The 15797-nt window shown below is 61.4% G+C and carries 20 protein-coding genes; 16 read left to right on the plus strand and 4 right to left on the minus strand.

Going from position 1 to position 15797, the window contains the following annotated elements; translation table 11 throughout:
* Positions 1 to 199 precede the first annotated feature (199 nt).
* The 4 genes from O3299_RS07305 to O3299_RS07320 are packed head-to-tail and all read right to left on the minus strand — an operon-like array spanning position 200 to position 3539.
* Positions 200 to 847: a hypothetical protein gene (locus tag O3299_RS07305; protein ID WP_305061931.1), complete on the minus strand. Its 648-nt coding sequence runs from the start codon at positions 845 to 847 to the stop codon at positions 200 to 202.
* The gene (locus tag O3299_RS07310) at positions 844 to 1740 is read right to left on the minus strand and encodes a hypothetical protein (protein WP_305061932.1); all 897 of its coding nucleotides are present in this window, start codon (positions 1738 to 1740) and stop codon (positions 844 to 846) included. Before O3299_RS07310 ends, O3299_RS07305 begins: the two co-directional genes overlap by 4 nt.
* 39 nt (positions 1741 to 1779) lie before the next feature.
* Positions 1780 to 2604 (minus strand): glutaminyl-peptide cyclotransferase, encoded by an 825-nt coding sequence (locus O3299_RS07315; RefSeq protein ID WP_289910004.1) that lies wholly within the window; start codon positions 2602 to 2604, stop codon positions 1780 to 1782.
* 26 nt (positions 2605 to 2630) lie between these two features.
* The gene (locus O3299_RS07320; protein WP_289910006.1) at positions 2631 to 3539 is read right to left on the minus strand and encodes a LysR family transcriptional regulator; all 909 of its coding nucleotides are present in this window, start codon (positions 3537 to 3539) and stop codon (positions 2631 to 2633) included.
* 103 nt (positions 3540 to 3642) lie between these two features.
* Here O3299_RS07320 and O3299_RS07325 point away from each other — a divergent pair, with 103 nt between their 5' ends.
* The 16 genes from O3299_RS07325 (at position 3643) to O3299_RS07400 (ending at position 15775) form a co-directional block, all read left to right on the plus strand.
* Positions 3643 to 4101 (plus strand): CidA/LrgA family protein, encoded by a 459-nt coding sequence (locus O3299_RS07325; protein WP_305061933.1) that lies wholly within the window; start codon positions 3643 to 3645, stop codon positions 4099 to 4101.
* Positions 4098 to 4787, plus strand: coding sequence for an LrgB family protein (locus tag O3299_RS07330; RefSeq protein ID WP_305061934.1), 690 nt, complete (start codon positions 4098 to 4100; stop codon positions 4785 to 4787). The genes O3299_RS07325 and O3299_RS07330 overlap by 4 nt, the downstream gene beginning before the upstream one ends.
* Before the next feature lie 191 nt (positions 4788 to 4978).
* Positions 4979 to 6070 (plus strand): tRNA 2-selenouridine(34) synthase MnmH, encoded by a 1092-nt coding sequence (mnmH, locus tag O3299_RS07335; protein ID WP_305052016.1) that lies wholly within the window; start codon positions 4979 to 4981, stop codon positions 6068 to 6070.
* Positions 6071 to 6115: 45 nt separating this feature from the next.
* Positions 6116 to 7180: a selenide, water dikinase SelD gene (gene selD, locus O3299_RS07340; protein WP_305052017.1), complete on the plus strand. Its 1065-nt coding sequence runs from the start codon at positions 6116 to 6118 to the stop codon at positions 7178 to 7180.
* A gap of 26 nt (positions 7181 to 7206) precedes the next feature.
* Positions 7207 to 8085, plus strand: a complete 879-nt coding sequence (locus tag O3299_RS07345) for a putative selenate ABC transporter substrate-binding protein (RefSeq protein ID WP_305061935.1) — start codon at positions 7207 to 7209, stop codon at positions 8083 to 8085.
* A gap of 67 nt (positions 8086 to 8152) precedes the next feature.
* Entirely contained in the window at positions 8153 to 8965 is an 813-nt protein-coding gene (locus O3299_RS07350; protein ID WP_305061936.1) for a phosphonate ABC transporter ATP-binding protein, read from the plus strand.
* 17 nt (positions 8966 to 8982) lie between these two features.
* Positions 8983 to 9795: an ABC transporter permease gene (locus O3299_RS07355; protein ID WP_305062956.1), complete on the plus strand. Its 813-nt coding sequence runs from the start codon at positions 8983 to 8985 to the stop codon at positions 9793 to 9795.
* The gene (phnE, locus tag O3299_RS07360; protein WP_305061937.1) at positions 9792 to 10601 is read left to right on the plus strand and encodes a phosphonate ABC transporter, permease protein PhnE; all 810 of its coding nucleotides are present in this window, start codon (positions 9792 to 9794) and stop codon (positions 10599 to 10601) included. The genes O3299_RS07355 and phnE overlap by 4 nt, the downstream gene beginning before the upstream one ends.
* A 25-nt stretch (positions 10602 to 10626) precedes the next feature.
* The gene (locus O3299_RS07365) at positions 10627 to 10992 is read left to right on the plus strand and encodes a hypothetical protein (protein ID WP_305061938.1); all 366 of its coding nucleotides are present in this window, start codon (positions 10627 to 10629) and stop codon (positions 10990 to 10992) included.
* Entirely contained in the window at positions 10989 to 11501 is a 513-nt protein-coding gene (locus O3299_RS07370) for a GNAT family N-acetyltransferase (protein ID WP_305061939.1), read from the plus strand. The genes O3299_RS07365 and O3299_RS07370 overlap by 4 nt, the downstream gene beginning before the upstream one ends.
* Positions 11502 to 11682: 181 nt before the next feature.
* Positions 11683 to 12057: a hypothetical protein gene (locus tag O3299_RS07375; protein ID WP_305061940.1), complete on the plus strand. Its 375-nt coding sequence runs from the start codon at positions 11683 to 11685 to the stop codon at positions 12055 to 12057.
* The gene (locus O3299_RS07380; RefSeq protein WP_305061941.1) at positions 12054 to 12548 is read left to right on the plus strand and encodes an N-acetyltransferase; all 495 of its coding nucleotides are present in this window, start codon (positions 12054 to 12056) and stop codon (positions 12546 to 12548) included. The genes O3299_RS07375 and O3299_RS07380 overlap by 4 nt, the downstream gene beginning before the upstream one ends.
* A 51-nt stretch (positions 12549 to 12599) precedes the next feature.
* A complete protein-coding gene (locus tag O3299_RS07385) occupies positions 12600 to 12827 on the plus strand; it encodes a hypothetical protein (RefSeq protein WP_289904924.1) in 228 nt (75 codons plus the stop codon).
* A gap of 244 nt (positions 12828 to 13071) precedes the next feature.
* The gene (locus O3299_RS07390) at positions 13072 to 13845 is read left to right on the plus strand and encodes a hypothetical protein (protein WP_305061942.1); all 774 of its coding nucleotides are present in this window, start codon (positions 13072 to 13074) and stop codon (positions 13843 to 13845) included.
* A 397-nt stretch (positions 13846 to 14242) separates the two neighbouring features.
* Positions 14243 to 14926, plus strand: coding sequence for a hypothetical protein (locus tag O3299_RS07395; RefSeq protein WP_305061943.1), 684 nt, complete (start codon positions 14243 to 14245; stop codon positions 14924 to 14926).
* Complete coding sequence (locus O3299_RS07400) at positions 14927 to 15775, plus strand: phosphodiester glycosidase family protein (protein WP_305061944.1); 849 nt, start codon at positions 14927 to 14929, stop codon at positions 15773 to 15775.
* The last annotated feature ends 22 nt before the right edge of the window (positions 15776 to 15797 follow it).

Raw genomic sequence — 15797 nt, forward strand, 5'->3', positions numbered from 1 at the left:
ATACGCCTGAGAAAGATACTTTTGCGGCAAGATTTATGCGCCGATCCAGACATTGACCTACGTCAATATCGCCGCCCTTACGCCGTGAAAATAGGCGTTTCAGGCGGTCATTCGATGACAATTGAATAGAATCGGCAAAACGCACGCGTGTATAAGCGCCGCGCCGGCAAACGCCGGCGCGTGGCTTGCATGGTAATAGTCAGGCGCCGGGCGGCGGCTGGAAGGCGCAAAAGCCGGGCCACTGGTCGCGGCTGTCGCACACTTTCAGGCAGCCTTTGTCATCCTTGAAACTGGCGACCACCTTGATGTGGAAACCATATTTTGGCGTGGTGGCCAGGAAGGCGGACGGGCAGCTTTGCTCGTTGCTGAAACGGAAAGTGATTTCTTCGCGGCGGCCCTTGCGCTCAAAGCCCAGCATGAAGGTTTCATTGCTGTTCCACTGCGCCTTGCCCGGCACGCGGAAGCGGTAGCGCGGGCTGCCCTGCTGCTGGCCGTCAAGTTTCTGGCCGAAGACGCGGCTGCTGGCCGTGGCCGTTTCGACCTTGGCGATCGGATAGGGCACGGCAAACATGTAGGTGCCGGCAAAACCCTGGTCGAAGCCGAGGCCCTTCTGGTAAAACGGTACGACGATATGCGGCGCGCCCGTGTATTCCACGGTATTGCGGGCCGTTACGCGCGACGTCAGCTTGTCATCGGGTGCTTGCCCGAAGACCACGTCCAGTTCCAGCAAGGCTTGTTGCTTGTCGATGTCTTGCGCCAGATAATCCTGGGCGAATATTTCCCCGTGCACGCAGCCGGCCAGCAAGGTGGCGGCGAAGCAGCCGGCGATCAGTCCAGGTATGCTCATGGCTGTTCCCCCTCGGGCGGCGCGGAAATGAGGCCCAGCCCCGTCACCTGCAAGCCGTTCTTGCCCTGTTTCCATTGAAATTGCTGGCCAAACCAGGCCAGTTCCAGCTCGCGCCGGATGCGGTTCGAATCCGTGCGGCCCTGGCGTGCCTTGATGGCGGCGCCCGCCTGTTCGGAAGCGGCCTGCGACAAGGGCTTCAGCCACCGTTGATAGGTGTCGGGCGGCAAGGCCAGGACGCCGGCCACGCCGTCGTCGCGTGTGGCGACGACGACCTCCACGCTGGTCGCCCTGCGGGCCAGATAGGCGCCGCGCCGGCTGTCGGGCGAGACGGAGACCAGCATGGCGGGCGCGTAATCGCCCGTGACGATGCCCGGCATGTCAAACCACAGCAGCTCGCCCGTGTCCGTATCGAGCGCGCGGCCGTCGCGGGCAAACAGCAGTATTTCGCTGCGGCCCGGCTGCGGCACGCCCCATTCGGGGTCGCGCTCCGTGCGCACCATGTCGTCGCGCCGCAAAGGACTGACGGGGCGCATCAGCGGTTCGCCGTTCTGCACGCCGATCAATATCGTGCCCTGGCCCGTATAGCCCTTGGTAAAGGCCAGCAGCATGGGCTGGCCTTCGCGCCTGGCCTTCAGGGGCCGCACTTCCACCACTTCGCGCGCGCCGCCGGGCCAATAGCCGTGCTTACGGAAAGACAAGTTGACGAGCGGGTCGTGGCGGTCGCGCGTGACGACAAAGTCGCCGTATTGCTGCATCACCGGCACGTATGGCGTTTGCGCCTGCGCGGCGGGCAAGACGGTGGCCAGCAAGCTGGCGGCGGCCGCCAGGCGGCATAAAGGAAGGGACAGCATGGCATCCTGCAAGAGTCGCACGGGGCGAAGGAACAGCATCATAGACGATTCTTCGCTAGCAACACTGTCCGATAGGAAACATCAGTGGCGCTGGATTTCGATCAGCTCGATCTCGAACAGCTTGGGCCACAGTTTCCCCGTGACAAACAAACGCTTGCCGCGCGCATCCCAGGCGATGCCGTTGAGCACGGCGTCGGGATTGGCCGTGCCCCGCTGCTCGGGCGGCAGCAAGCCCGTCAGGTCGATCCAGCCGACGACCTTGCCGCTGGCCGGGTCGATGCGGGCGATCACGTCCGCGCCCCACACATTGGCAAACAATTGCCCGTCGACCATTTCCAGTTCATTCAGGCGTTCGATGGGGCGGCCCTCGGCCTTCACTTCGAAGCGGCGCACCTCGGCCAGGGTTTTCGGATTGAGCACGCGGATGGCGGCCGTGCCGTCGCTCATGTAGACGAAATGACCATCGCTGGCCAAGCCCCAGCCTTCGCCCTGGTAGCTGAATTTGCGCTTCAGCTTGAACGTTTTCTGGTCGAACACATAGCCCGTTTGCGAAATCCACGTCAGTCCCAGGATTTCATCGCCCACGTCCGTGATGCCTTCGCCAAACACATTCTTGTCCAGCATGCTTTTCTGCAGCACCTTGCCCGTCGTCAATTCCACCTTGCGCAAGGACGACTGGCCGTTCTGGCCCGTGCTTTCATACAGATGGCCATCCTTGAACAGCAAGCCCTGGGTAAACGCCTGGGGGTCGTGCGGATAGGTATTCTTGACGAAATAGCCATACACGGGAATGGCGGCCTGGGCGTAGCCCATTTCGCTCATCAGGCCCACGGTGCATAGCAATCCCAGCAGCAGCGAGCCTGCCGTGCGTTTGATTTTGGCTGTAACCTTGGCGTTGATGTTCATCTGGTCGGACGGAAGTTGGCGAGCGCCTATTGTAAACGTGCCGCGTCCGTCATGCGCGCCCTGACGAGCTCCAGCCAGGCGCGGGCGGCAAACGACAGCCGCCCGCCGCGGCGCCAGGCCAGCATCAGATTCCATTCTACGGGCGGGCCGTCCAAGGGAATGACGGCAAACTGCGACGGTTCCAGGGTGTCGCAATACATCTTCGGCAGCAGGCAGATGCCCACGCCCAGCCTGACCAGCGAGGCAATAAAGTCCCACTGCCCGCTGCGGCCCGTGATGCGCGGGGCGAAACCTGCGCGCTGGCAGGCGTCCAGCACGATGTCGTTCAGGGCAAACGCGGCGCCATAGAAAATGAAGGGGCTGTCGGCCAGTTCGGCCAGGGCGACGGAAGCACGTCCCTGCCACGGCGAGCCGGGCGCGGCCAGCAGGCACAGCGGCGAGCGCACGAGGGGCAAGGCTTCAAAATCCTGCCAGGTGGCCGCATTGCCCGGATAGTCGAGCATGGTACCCAGCTCCACCGTGCCCGTGCGCAAGTCGCGCTCGATCGCTTGCGTGCCGCTTTCGTACATTTTCAGCTCGATGCCCGGATAGCGCTGGTGGTACTCGGCCAGCCACGGCGCCAGGGTGGAATGGGTTTGCGGCGACACGCCGACCCGTAATTCTCCCCGCTCCAGATGTTGCAGGTCGCGCAACTCCACCTTCAGTTCCGCGTGCAGGGCCAGCAATGTATGCGCGCGCGACAGCACCACCTTGCCCGCGTCCGTCAAGGTAAAACGCTTGCCGGCGCGGTCCAGCAAGGCCAGGTCCAGCGACTGTTCCAGCTGTTGGACCATCTTGCTCACTGTCGGTTGCGTCACGTGCAGCCTGGCGGCCGCGCGCGTAAAACTGTTCTGTTCCACCACTTCGACGAAGTAGCGCAGGGAGCGGATATCCATGATGCATTCCAATATCGAATGATTTTCATGAGTTTAAGTCATTTTATCTTTTGATGTGGGGTCTCTACAATGAAAACTTCCCCCTGCCGTTTGAAAGCCTGCCGTGAAAGCCTTGCACTGTTCCACCGCCGCCCTGCCCGCCATCCCTGCCTGGCGCCAGCCCGCACAGACCGTGTGGCAAGTGGGCGTGCTGATCGCCGCCTGGTGGCTGGCTGATGAGGCCGCCTCCGCGCTGCACCTGCCATTTTCCGGCGGCGTCGTCGGTCTGTTCGTGCTGGTGGCCCTGCTGCTGGTAGGCTGGGTGCGGCCAGCCGCCATCGAACTGGGCGCGAACTGGCTGCTGGCCAACATGCTGCTGTTCTTCATTCCGCTGGTCGTGTCCGTGGTGCAATTTACGCAACTATTGAAGTCGCAAGGCCTGATGCTGTTCGTGAATATCGGCCTGGGCTTTGCCAGCGTGATGCTGGCCACGGCGTTGACGGTGGAATGGGTGTGCCGCTATGAGCGCAAGTTGCGCCTGCAGAAACTGCTGCGCCGCCGCGCCGCGAGGACAGCGGCATGAATACCCTGCTGTTGTCGCTGCTGTTTTTGCTGCTGACCCTGGTGCTGTTCTACGCCAACAAGGCGCTGCACCGCCGCCATCCGCACTTCCTGCTCACGCCCGCCATCTGCACCTCGGCGATATTGATCGCCATCGTGCAGGCGACGTCGACGCCGTTCGCCACGTATTTCGGCGAAACGCGCTGGCTGCCGTGGCTGCTGGGCCCGGCCACCATCGCCTTTGCGCTGCCCATCTTCCAGGAACGCAAGCTGATCCGCAAACACTGGCTGGCCCTGTCGCTGGGCAGCTGCGCCGGCATCGTTGCCTCGGTGGCCGCCACCCTGCTGCTGGACCGGCTGCTGGGCGTGCATGGCGACATGGCGCGCAGCCTGCTGGCCCGTTCCGTGTCCACGCCGTTCGCGCTGGAAGCGTCGCGCCACATGGGCGGCTCGGCCCAGCTGACGGGCATCTTCGTCGTGATGACGGGCTTGTTCGGCTTGATGCTGGGCAAACCGCTCTTAAAACTGCTGCCCTTGCGCATGCGCATCGCCCGTGGCGCCCCGTATGGCGCGGCCGCGCACGGTTTTGGATTATCCGTGGCGCGCCGGGTCGGCACGGAAGAAGGCGCCGTGGCCAGCCTGACGATGATTTTCTCGGGCGTCGTGACCGTATTGCTGGCGCCGCTGCTGGGCAGATTGTTGGGCTAAAAACACCTATCAAAACCTACTGCGCGTCGTAATTTGCGGTCTGCGATGCTCACTGTACATTCGTACAGTTGCGCTTCTCGGCCACAACTTCCTTCCGCTCGCTACGGTTTTGTTAGGCGTATTAAGCCACCACCGCACGGGCGTTTATCGGGGATAATACGTCTTTCCCCATTCCAAGCAGTCGCGCCACGATGAAATACCCTGCAGTGCTTCCCTTCAGCGACATCCTGCCGCGCCTGAATGAATTCGATGCCATCATCGACGTGCGCAGCCCGTCCGAGTTCGCGGAAGACCACTTGCCCGGCGCCATCAACCTGCCCGTGCTGGACGACGAGCAACGCGTGCGCGTCGGCACTTTATACAAGCAGACCAGCGCCTTCGAAGCGAAGAAGCTGGGCGCGGCGCTGGTGGCGAAAAATATCGCGCGGCATATCGAAGACGGTTTCCTCGGCCATCCGCAGCACTGGAAACCGCTCGTGTACTGCTGGCGCGGCGGCAACCGCAGCGGCGCCATGGCGCACATCCTCGCGCGCATCGGCTGGCCCGTCACGCAGCTCGAGGGCGGCTACAAGGATTACCGCCGCCACGTGAATGCGGAACTGGCCACCCTGCCCGAACGCTTCGACTTCATCAACGTGCTGTGCGGCCCCACGGGCAGCGGCAAGAGCCGTTTGCTGCAAGTGCTCGACAAGCAAGGCGCGCAAGTGATCGACCTGGAAGACCTGGCGGCCCACCGCGGCTCCGTGCTGGGCGGCTTGCCCGAGGCGGACCAGCCGGCGCAAAAAGCGTTTGAAAGCGCGCTGTGGCAGCAACTGCGCCATTTCGACCCGCAACTCCCCGTCTTCATCGAATCGGAAAGCAAGAAAGTGGGCCGTTTGCGCGTGCCCGATGCGCTGATGGACAAGATGCGCGCGGCCGCCTGCACGGACGTGCGCCTGGCCACGGAGCAGCGCGTGCAATTGCTGATGCAGGACTATGAGCATTTCGTCGGCGATGCGGCGCGCCTGAACGTGCAGCTGGCCCTGTTGACGCAGCTGCATGGCAAGGAGAAAATTGCCCACTGGCAGCAGCTGGCCACTTCCGGCCGCATGGCCGAGCTCGTGGAAGAGTTGCTGGTGCAGCATTACGACCCCGTCTACCGGCAATCGATCGCCCGCAACTTCAGCCGCTACGCCCAGGCGACGCCGCTGGTCTTGCCCGACATTTCAGAACATGCCTTTGAGCAAGCCGCGCGCGCATTATGTGCTATCGTCGGCGAACACCGTGCCGCCAGCGCCGCGTAAGCGCCGGCGCAGCTTTTGATGACCTTTTTGAGCAGAATGACGACCATGTCCAATAGCGCAGCAACACCCAATACCCCCATCCGATTGACCGAATTTGCCCATGGCGGCGGCTGCGGCTGCAAAATCGCGCCGGGCGTGCTGGCCGATATTTTAAAGGGCAGCGGCGGCTTTCCCCTGCCGAAGGAATTGCTGGTCGGCATAGAAACCTCGGATGACGCGGCCGTCTACCAGCTCAACGACGAACAGGCGCTGATCGCCACGACGGATTTCTTCATGCCCATCGTCGACGATCCGTTCGACTTCGGCCGCATCGCCGCCACCAACGCCATTTCCGACGTGTACGCCATGGGCGGCACGCCCATCATGGCGCTGGCCCTGGTCGGCATGCCGATCAACAAGCTGCCCGTGGAAACCATCGGTCTCATCTTGAAAGGCGGCGAAACCATCTGCGCCCAGGCCGGCATCCCCATCGCGGGCGGCCACACCATCGATTCCGTCGAACCGATCTATGGCCTGGTCGTGCTGGGCCTGGTCCACCCGTCGCAAGTGAAGCGCAACGCGGGCGCGCGCGCCGGCGACAAGCTGGTATTGGGCAAGCCGATCGGCGTGGGCATCCTGTCGGCCGCGCTGAAAAAGAACGCGCTGGACGCGGATGGCTACGCTTCTTTAATCGACAACACCACCAAATTGAATACCCCGGGCAAGAAACTGGCTCTGCTGGACGGCGTGCATGCGCTGACGGATGTGACGGGCTTCGGCTTGCTGGGCCACACCCTGGAACTGGCGCGCGGCGCCAAGTTGCAGGCGCGCATCGCCATGGACGACGTGCCGCTGCTGCCGCAAGTGCAGCAACTGGCGCAAAACGGCAACATCACGGGCGCCTCGAACCGCAACTGGCAGGGCTATGGCGCGCAAGTGGCGCTGGACGACAGCCTGAGCGCCATCGACAAGGCGATTTTGACGGACCCGCAAACGGCCGGCCCCCTGCTGGTGGCTTGCGCGCCGGAAGCCGTCGAGCAAGTGCTGGCGATTTTCCGCGCCGAAGGCTTTGGCGACGCCGTCGTCATCGGCGAGATGCAGGAAGGCAGTACCGGGGTTTCCGTAATCTAATGAATATTTTTTGCAAAGGCAGTCCCATGACCACATTCTCGAACTCATTTAGCAAGTTCCCCGCCATCCTGGCCACCGTCGCCGCCACCCTGGCCATCCACAGCGGCCTGGCGCAAGCGCAGCAAGTACTGCGCGTCTCCGCCATCCCCGACGAAGCGCCGACGGAATTGCAGCGCAAGTTCAAGCCGCTGGGCAGCTACCTGGAGAAAAAGCTGGGCATGAAGGTGGAATTTACGCCCGTCACCGATTACGCGGCGTCCGTCGAAGGCTTGATCAATAACAAGCTGGACATGGTCTGGTTCGGCGGTTTTACCTTCGTGCAAGCGAACGTGCGCAGCGGCGGCAAGATCGTGCCCCTGGTGCAGCGCGAGGAAGACACGAAGTTCCGCTCGGTATTTGTTACCACCAGCAAGGACATCAATCAATTGTCCGACCTGAAGGGCAAGAATTTCACGTTCGGCTCGGAATCGTCGACCTCGGGTCACTTGATGCCGCGCTACTACTTGCTGGCCGCCAAGATCAACCCGGACACGGACATGAAGCGCATCGCGTTTTCCGGCGCGCATGACGCCACCGTGGCGGCTGTGGCCGGCGGCAAGGTCGATGCTGGCACCTTGAACATTTCCGTGTGGGAAAAGCTCGTCGAAGCGAAAAAGGTCGATCCAAGCAAGGTGCGCGTGTTCTACACGACGCCAGGCTACTACGATTACAACTGGAGCGTGCGCGCCGACATGAACCCCGTCGTGCGCAAGAAGCTGACGGACGCCTTCCTGGCGCTGGACCCATCGACGGCCGAAGGCAAGGAAATCCTCGACCTGCAGCGCGCCACCAAGTTCATCCCGACCAAGGCCGAGAATTACAAGGATATCGAAGCGGCTGCGCGCGATGCGAAGTTGTTGAAGTAACTGCTGAAACTTGCCGGATGGCGTCCTGCGGACGCATCCGGCGCACTCCCCCACACCGAAATCTCGCATGACATTCCAACTTCACAAGGTCAGCGTCCACCACGCGGGCGCCGCCGGCAATGCGCTGGCCCTGCGCGACCTGGACCTGGACGTGGCCCAGGGTGAGCAGATCGCCCTGATCGGCCCGTCCGGCGCCGGCAAGACCAGCCTGCTGCACACACTGGCGTGCGCGCTGCGTCCCGAATCCGGCACCTTGGACATCCTGGGCATTTCTCCCTGGCAAATCGGCAGCGCCGAGCGCCACGCCTTGCGCGCGCGCCTGTTCCTGGCGCCGCAAACGCCGCCCTTGCCACCGCGCCAGCGCGTCGTCAACGCCGTGCTGGCGGGCCGCTTGCCCCAATGGAGCTTGTGGACGGCCATCCGTTCGCTGCTGGCGCCCGTCGACCCGCGCGCCGCGTGGGAAGCTTTAGGTAAATTCAACCTGCAGGATAAGCTGTATGCACGCGTCGACCGCCTGTCCGGCGGCGAACGCCAGCGCTGCGGCATGGCCCGCGCGCTCGTGTCGGATGCGCAAGTGTTCCTCGTCGACGAACCGCTGTCCGCGCTCGACCCCACGCTCGCCTTGCAAACGATCCACGTGCTGCAAGCGGAAGCGACGGCGCGCAACGCCACCCTGATCTGCAGCCTGCACCAGGTGGAAATCGCCCGCGCCTGCTTTACGCGCATCGTCGCCTTGCGCGACGGCAAGATCGTCTTCGACTTGCCCGGCGCCCAGGTCAACGACGCCATGATCGCCGAACTGTACCGCAACAAGGCCGATACGGCGCCGCAGTTCGAGGCCGTGGAAACGCAGCTGGACGCCGCGAGGCCCCTTTGCTGAAATCCGCCAACGCCGCGATGCCGCGCGACCCCGCCTGGCGCGGCCGCCTGACCGGCGCCGCCATCGTGCTGCTCGTGCTGTGGCCGATGCTGGTGCAGGCCGAGTTCAAGCCGTGGATTTTATGGGATGCGCAAAGCCTGGCGGCCACCTGGCAATTCCTTGCCAGCTTCGTGCCGCCCGCCCACTCGCTGGAATTCCTGCAACTGGTGGCCATTTCCAGCTGGGAAACCATCGCCATGGCCACGGCCGGCATGGCGCTGGCCATGCTGGGCGCCATCCCCCTGACCTTGCTGGTGACGGAGCGCCTGTCGATTTCGCGCCTCGGCTCCGGCCGGGTGGCGCCCCTGGCCACCGCCCTGCGCCACGCGGTCCGCGCCTTGCTGGTGCTGCTGCGCAGCGTGCCGGAACTGGTCTGGGCCTTGTTGTTGGTGCGTATCGTGGGACTGGGGCCGACGGCGGGCGTGATCGCCATCGCGCTCACCTATTGCGGCATGCTGGGCAAGGTCTACGCGGAAATCCTCGAATCGTCGGATGCGTCCGCCTGCAACGCGCTATTGCACAACGGCAGCGGCCGCCTGAAAGCCTTGCTGTACGGCGCCCTGCCCGAATCGGCCGCCGAACTGGTGTCGTACACGATTTACCGCTGGGAATGCGCGATCCGCGGCTCCGTCGTCATGGGCTTTGTCGGCGCGGGCGGCCTGGGCCAGCGCATGGATGAATCGATGAAGATGATGGCGGGCAGCGAACTGGCCACCATGTTGATGGTTTTCGTGCTGCTGGTGGCGGGCGCCGACGCCGTCTCCGCCATGCTGCGCCGGAGGCTGGCATGAAGAACGACACGTCCATGCTGCCTGCATTGCCTCCTCCTGCGCCTGTGCGCTGGTCCACCTGGGCCTTGCTGGCCGGTTTGTTGCTGCTGGTCATCGCCAGCTTCGCCACCTTGCCCCTGAAATGGGGCGAGTTCTTCAGCGCGGACGCCGTGCGCACGAGCGCCGACTTCCTGCACGGCTTCGCCCCGCCCGAGCTGGCCAGCCCCTTCCTGATGAAAGTCGGCGTGGCCACGTTCGAGACCCTGGCCATGTCGGCCATCGGCACGGTCATCGCGGCCGTATTTGGCGCGCTGCTGGCCCTCCCCGCCAGCGGGCGTTTTGGCACCGTGGCGCGCAACGCGACGCGCGGCGTGTTGAATGTGCTGCGCTCGATCCCGGAACTGGTCTGGGCGTCGATCTTGCTGATCGCCGCCGGCCTGGGCCCGTTCGCGGGCACCCTGGCGCTGGCGCTGCACACGGTGGGCGTGCTGGGCCGCTTGTTTGCCGACGCCTTCGAGAATTGCCCGCCCTTGCCGGCGGCGACCTTGCGCATCAACGGCGCGCGCCCCGCCGTGGCCTTCCTGTACGCGACCTTGCCGCAATGCAGCCCGCAAATGATGTCCTATACCCTGTACCGCTGGGAAAACAATATCCGCGCCGCCGCCATCCTCGGCGTCGTCGGTGCGGGTGGCCTGGGACAGATGCTGAAATACCATCTGTCGCTGTTCCAGATGCAGAACGCCGCCACCGTCATCGTCGCCATGCTGCTGATGGTGGCCGCCGTCGATGGCCTCAGCTACCTGCTGCGCCGCGCCATGACCCGTTAATTGTCACTTTTCGCAAGGATCGCCCATGTCAGGCTGGTGGACCATTATCTCGACAGAAACGCCGGAACAGCTGGCCGACATGACGAAAATCAACAAGGACGCGTTTCTCGCCACCTGGGAAGCAGGCCTGTTCGGCGCCGACTGGATCGCGCAGCTGTGCACACAAGGCAAGGCGACCCAGCTGTCGTCGAACGGTTTTCCCAACCGCTACACGGCTTCGGCGGACGTCATCGCGCCCCTGCTGCAGGCGGGCATTGCCGAGGCGCAGCATGGGGAATTTCCGCAAGATACGCTGACGGGCTGGCCCGGCAGCATCACCGTGCATCCGGAGCGCATCGCCGCCTGCCAGGCCGGGCAACTGCTGACCATCGAAGTGTGGGACCAGTCATGACACAAGCATTGATCATTCGCAAGGAAACCGCGGCCGACGTCGACGCCATCGACCACCTCACGCGCGACGCCTTTCTGCATGCGGAACACACGGACCATACGGAACAGTTCATCGTCAATGCCTTGCGTGCCGCGAGCGCCCTGAGCGTGTCGCTGGTGGCCGAACTGGAAGGCGCCATCATCGGCCACGTGGCCGCCTCCCCCGTCAGTATCAGCGACGGCACGCCGCGCTGGTATGGGCTGGGTCCCGTTTCCGTTGCCCCTGGCCATCAGCAACAGGGAGTGGGCACCCAGCTCATCAGGCAATTGCTGGACGACTTGCGCCAATTGGGCGCGGCTGGCTGCGTGGTGCTGGGCGATCCACGGTATTACGGGCGTTTCGGCTTCCGCGCGGACGCTGCCTTGACCCTGCCGGGCGTGCCGGCGGAGTATTTCCAGACACTGCATCTGGCGGGGTCCTTACCAACAGGCAACGTGACCTACCACCGCGCGTTTGAGGCCAACAGCTAGGCAAAGTCTTACGCGCATACAACACTGCAGCATGCACGGGCACCGGCAAGGCATTGATGCTGTTAATATTGCCAAATACTTAAATGACTGGCGCCATCCATGGATGCGCGCCACGCCATTCAAGCATGACGGACGTCTTTCCCGCCTATGCGGGCCACCTTTGAATGGAATTGCCGGCACCATGAAAAAAATATTTTTTGGTATTACCACCGCCTGCTGCGCGCTGTTCACCAACGCCAGCGCCGCGCCTGTCGAAGACTTTATCGGCACCTGGAAACTGGAACGCACCACCGTCCCGAACTATGTCGTCATCAAGCAGGAAGGCGAGCGGCTCGTGGCGCTGCGCTATGCGCGCAATGTCCTCACCAACAAGATCGTCGAACGGCGCTTTCCCGCCAGCTATGCGAACGGCGACATCACCATCGCTGCGGGCGAGACAGTCATCCAGGCGCGCAGCGTGAACGACGTGGCTACCGTCACGATGCTGGCGGAAGCGTACAAGAAGATTTCCTCGTCCACGGCCGTGCCCACCAGTGAAGAAATGTCACAGATTTGAACCACATCGTCATCCGCCCCACCAGCGCCGCCGATTGGCCGGCGCTGAAGTCCACGCGCCTGGCCGCCCTGCTCGACGCCCCCACGGCCTTTGGCGCCAGCCACGCCAGCGCGGCCGCTTTTTCGGACGCCGACTGGCAACAGCGCGCCGTCAGCACGCCGCAGCGCACGTTTTTCCTTGCCTTTGACGCAGAACAACCCGTCGGCCTGGCCGCGCAAGTGGTGGCCGGCAATGGCGAATGCCATCTGATCGCCATGTGGGTACATTCCGAATATCGCGGCCTGACCGTGGCGCAAGACCTGGTCGAGGCCGTGAAACGATGCGCCGTCGGCAATGGCCACGCGCGGCTGGTACTCGACGTCGCGCCGGAAAATGCGCGCGCGGCCGCGTTTTACCGGAAACAGGGCTTTGTCTTTTTACCGGAATGGGAAGCGCTGGAAAGCCATCCCCATATCCGCGTGCAGAAAATGGAATGGCTGGCGGTGGCATGAGTTCGATCACTGCGCGTAGCTGCCATTCTTGCGTCCCCACGAGGATGAATCGTGTTTGACTGGATTTTTGACGGCATCGTCTGGATCGTTCGTCTGCTGATCTATAACCTGTTAGGAACGGTCATTGAAAAGCTGTTCTATTGGCCGGGCTGGGCAATACTACGGCTACTCACGCTGGGCCACTACCCGCCGGCGAGAGCGTTGCCGCATAATCGCTTTGCCGTCGCCCTGTTTGCTGCGGTAGTCATCGCTTCCGGCCTGTTGATGGCATTGACGTAAATACAGTGTTTTAGCGAGTAAATCATTCATGGCAGATACGCGCATCGACGCGGCATCGGCACAACGTTGCTTTCTTTCCCCAATGCCGCTAAAAAAACAGCTGATTCAAGCATTCCATTGCTCCAGATTGACACTCTGTCCTAAAAATCCCCATTCATCGCCATTCTTTTCTACACTCATGTTTCCTTGAATGGGCAGGAAAAACAGACTGCTCTGACTTGATAAACAATGACGTGAGAGGCAAATGAACAGGATGAATATGCGTGCAATCGCCGGACTTCTGCTGTGTGCATGCGGCGCCGCCGTCCACGCCCAGGCCGATGTGGAACAAGCCGTGGCGACGGCCGTGGAACAGGTCGTGGAACAAACTGAACCCGCTGCGGCGGCGTCCGTCAATGTCAAAGGCATCCGGGATCCGGATTGGAAACCCTACAGCGCCATGCTCAAGGGGGTGAAACGCTTCGAGGAAAAACACGGTCTGGCGCCTGGCGCCGAATTGCGCTTCATCCTGGAGCCGCGCCATGCCGATGTCGACATGCACGCCATCGCGCTGCGGCTGGAAAGCGACGAGGCGGGTATGGCGATACCGCTGGGTGAGCGCAATATCTTCAGCCTGCCCGTCGAACAGGGTCCGCTGTATGAGAAGGCCGAGCTGACCGTGAACCGCAAGGCGGGGTCGGTCAGGTGGATACCCTACGTCAGGAGCGCGACCACCAGCGACACGCTGCGCCGCCTGGGCGACCTGCGGCTGGCGTGCGAAGTCCATTGGGCCATCGACAAGGAAACCTTGCCGTTTGCGATGCGTACCACGATGAGCGCATTGGGCGGGCCCTGCAATTTCGTGTCGCAAAAGGGCACCTACAGCTTTTCCGAACCACGGCGCATCGCGGCGGCAACGATCAGTTTTAATGGAAAGAGTGCACCCGTGCCCTTCAGCGGAACGTCGTTCACGCCGCCGCTGCGGGAACAGGACTGGAGCGACGACAGTATGATCGAATTAACATTCGAAAACAATTAGCCTGCACGACATCCGCGGTACGACGCATTGCCTGCCGCGTATTTCACTGATCCTGCCGCTGGAGTCCTTGAGGCAAAGCGCGGCAGCACTTCTGCACAGCCTGCCCGTGTCCCCATCCCGGGCACGGCGCAAGCTTGCCGCGATAAAGAATTCCACGGAAATCCTTGTGACATGCTGACAAACACCAGTGGATGCGACACCGGCGCATGCCGCGCATGGGAATCGGAAATAACAGGCAGTTAACGGAATCTGGTTAGATATTTGTCAACATCAAGGCTGCAGCAACTGCAAGAATTAACATTCGGCGCAGCGCCATCCAAGGCTACAACTGGCTTTCTTGACAAGGATTAATCGTACTTCTTTACTGCTGTCGTTATTTTACTTCTGGAGCACTCCCATGGAAGCATCCAGCAACGAACGTGATTCCAGCCAGAGGGAAGTGGATTTTAATGTCCAGATGGAACTGTACATCAAGCGGAAATTAAGACTCCTTGCTGCGCAAATTGGCATATTGACTTTTTTCCTTGGAACGCTGGGCGTCATGGGTATTGGGTACAAGGACATCATTTTCACGCCGCTCATAAAATATATCTATCCACCATCCGTGATACGTGAAGAATTGCTGAAATTAAGTGCCGATGCAAATAGCAAAGAATCGACAGCGTTGAAAACCAATGTGCTGGATTTCCTGCATGACCATGTGGACTCCGGCTATACCAAGGTAATGATTCTGCCGGCGCGGGGAAAATTCAATGACAACAATATTCCTTTCTATTCGACTCCTGAACAGGAAGTTGAACTGACCATCTACGTCGATACGGAACAACTCGACTTCCGTTATGTGGCGACCGTGGACCAGAAACCAATCGATGACGATGGAGGTTCTGACCATTCCATTCCTATGAGTCGCCCCGTCCTGAATATCTCGCTAGCCCAAAAGCTCAATTTCGACCAGTTTTCCAAAAATAAAAGATTACCCAACCTGCACCTTCTATCGATCAGCCCGACCGATGTGCAAAAAAAGGATGTCATCATTACGTGCGTCATTATCGTGAGAAATAAAAAAATGAGGCAACAATAAATGTCCCATTTCAAAACCCAACTCGTTTACCTGTGCATCTCGCTACTGGCGAGCATTGCAATGCCATCGGCGAATGCAGGCAGCCCATTACAGTACAAAAAAGTTATCCCCGGCATAGAGACCAGCGATGCCACCTTTGCGGCAAACAAGGACATCGTCAATTCCGTGGCTCTTCACATTATCCGCATCAATCCCGCGCTGGTGCGCATATCGGTCGTTGACGTGCGCTTCTTGTCCAATCCGCATGACAGGAATTCCATGCAAATCGCCTTCAGCCTGCGCGAGGTAATGCGCCTCATTGCCCCTGTTGCGGCAATTAACGGCGGCTACACGCGCTCCCTCATCAAGCCGATACCGACGGGCCTGATTTTGTCCGAAGGCAAACACACGTCGACCATCATCAACAATTCAACAAAAATCAGGGGCGTTATCTGTATTGGCCGCGATGGACGCGTCACCATCGATGAAATCAGCGCCATCGATACGGCCGACTGCCTGTCTGCCATTCAGTCCGGTCCAATAGTCATTGAAAAAAATGGCGAGAACGGCATTCGCAAGTCGCAGCAATCGGTCAAGGCCATGCGCTCGCTGGTTGGCATCGATCAAAAGGGATGGGTGTACCTGATACAGACGACGAGCGCTTCACTGTTTGACCTGGCGGAAATACTTCGCCCCGGCGGCGCCCTGGACACTGGCCTGACTGCCGCCCTCAATCTTGACGGAGACGTCGATTCCGGCATGGTGATCAAAGAAGAAAACGGTACTCGCATTTTTGGCAACGTCGACGCTGTCATTCCCAGCGCCCTGGTCATCCATGCGCTCCCGTATCGGGGCAAGCGCCTGAAATAGGCTGAACGTTGTGGCAGGCGCG

Source organism: Janthinobacterium sp. SUN176 (assembly GCF_030587335.1).
Classification (GTDB): Bacteria; Pseudomonadota; Gammaproteobacteria; order Burkholderiales; family Burkholderiaceae_D; genus Janthinobacterium; species Janthinobacterium kumbetense.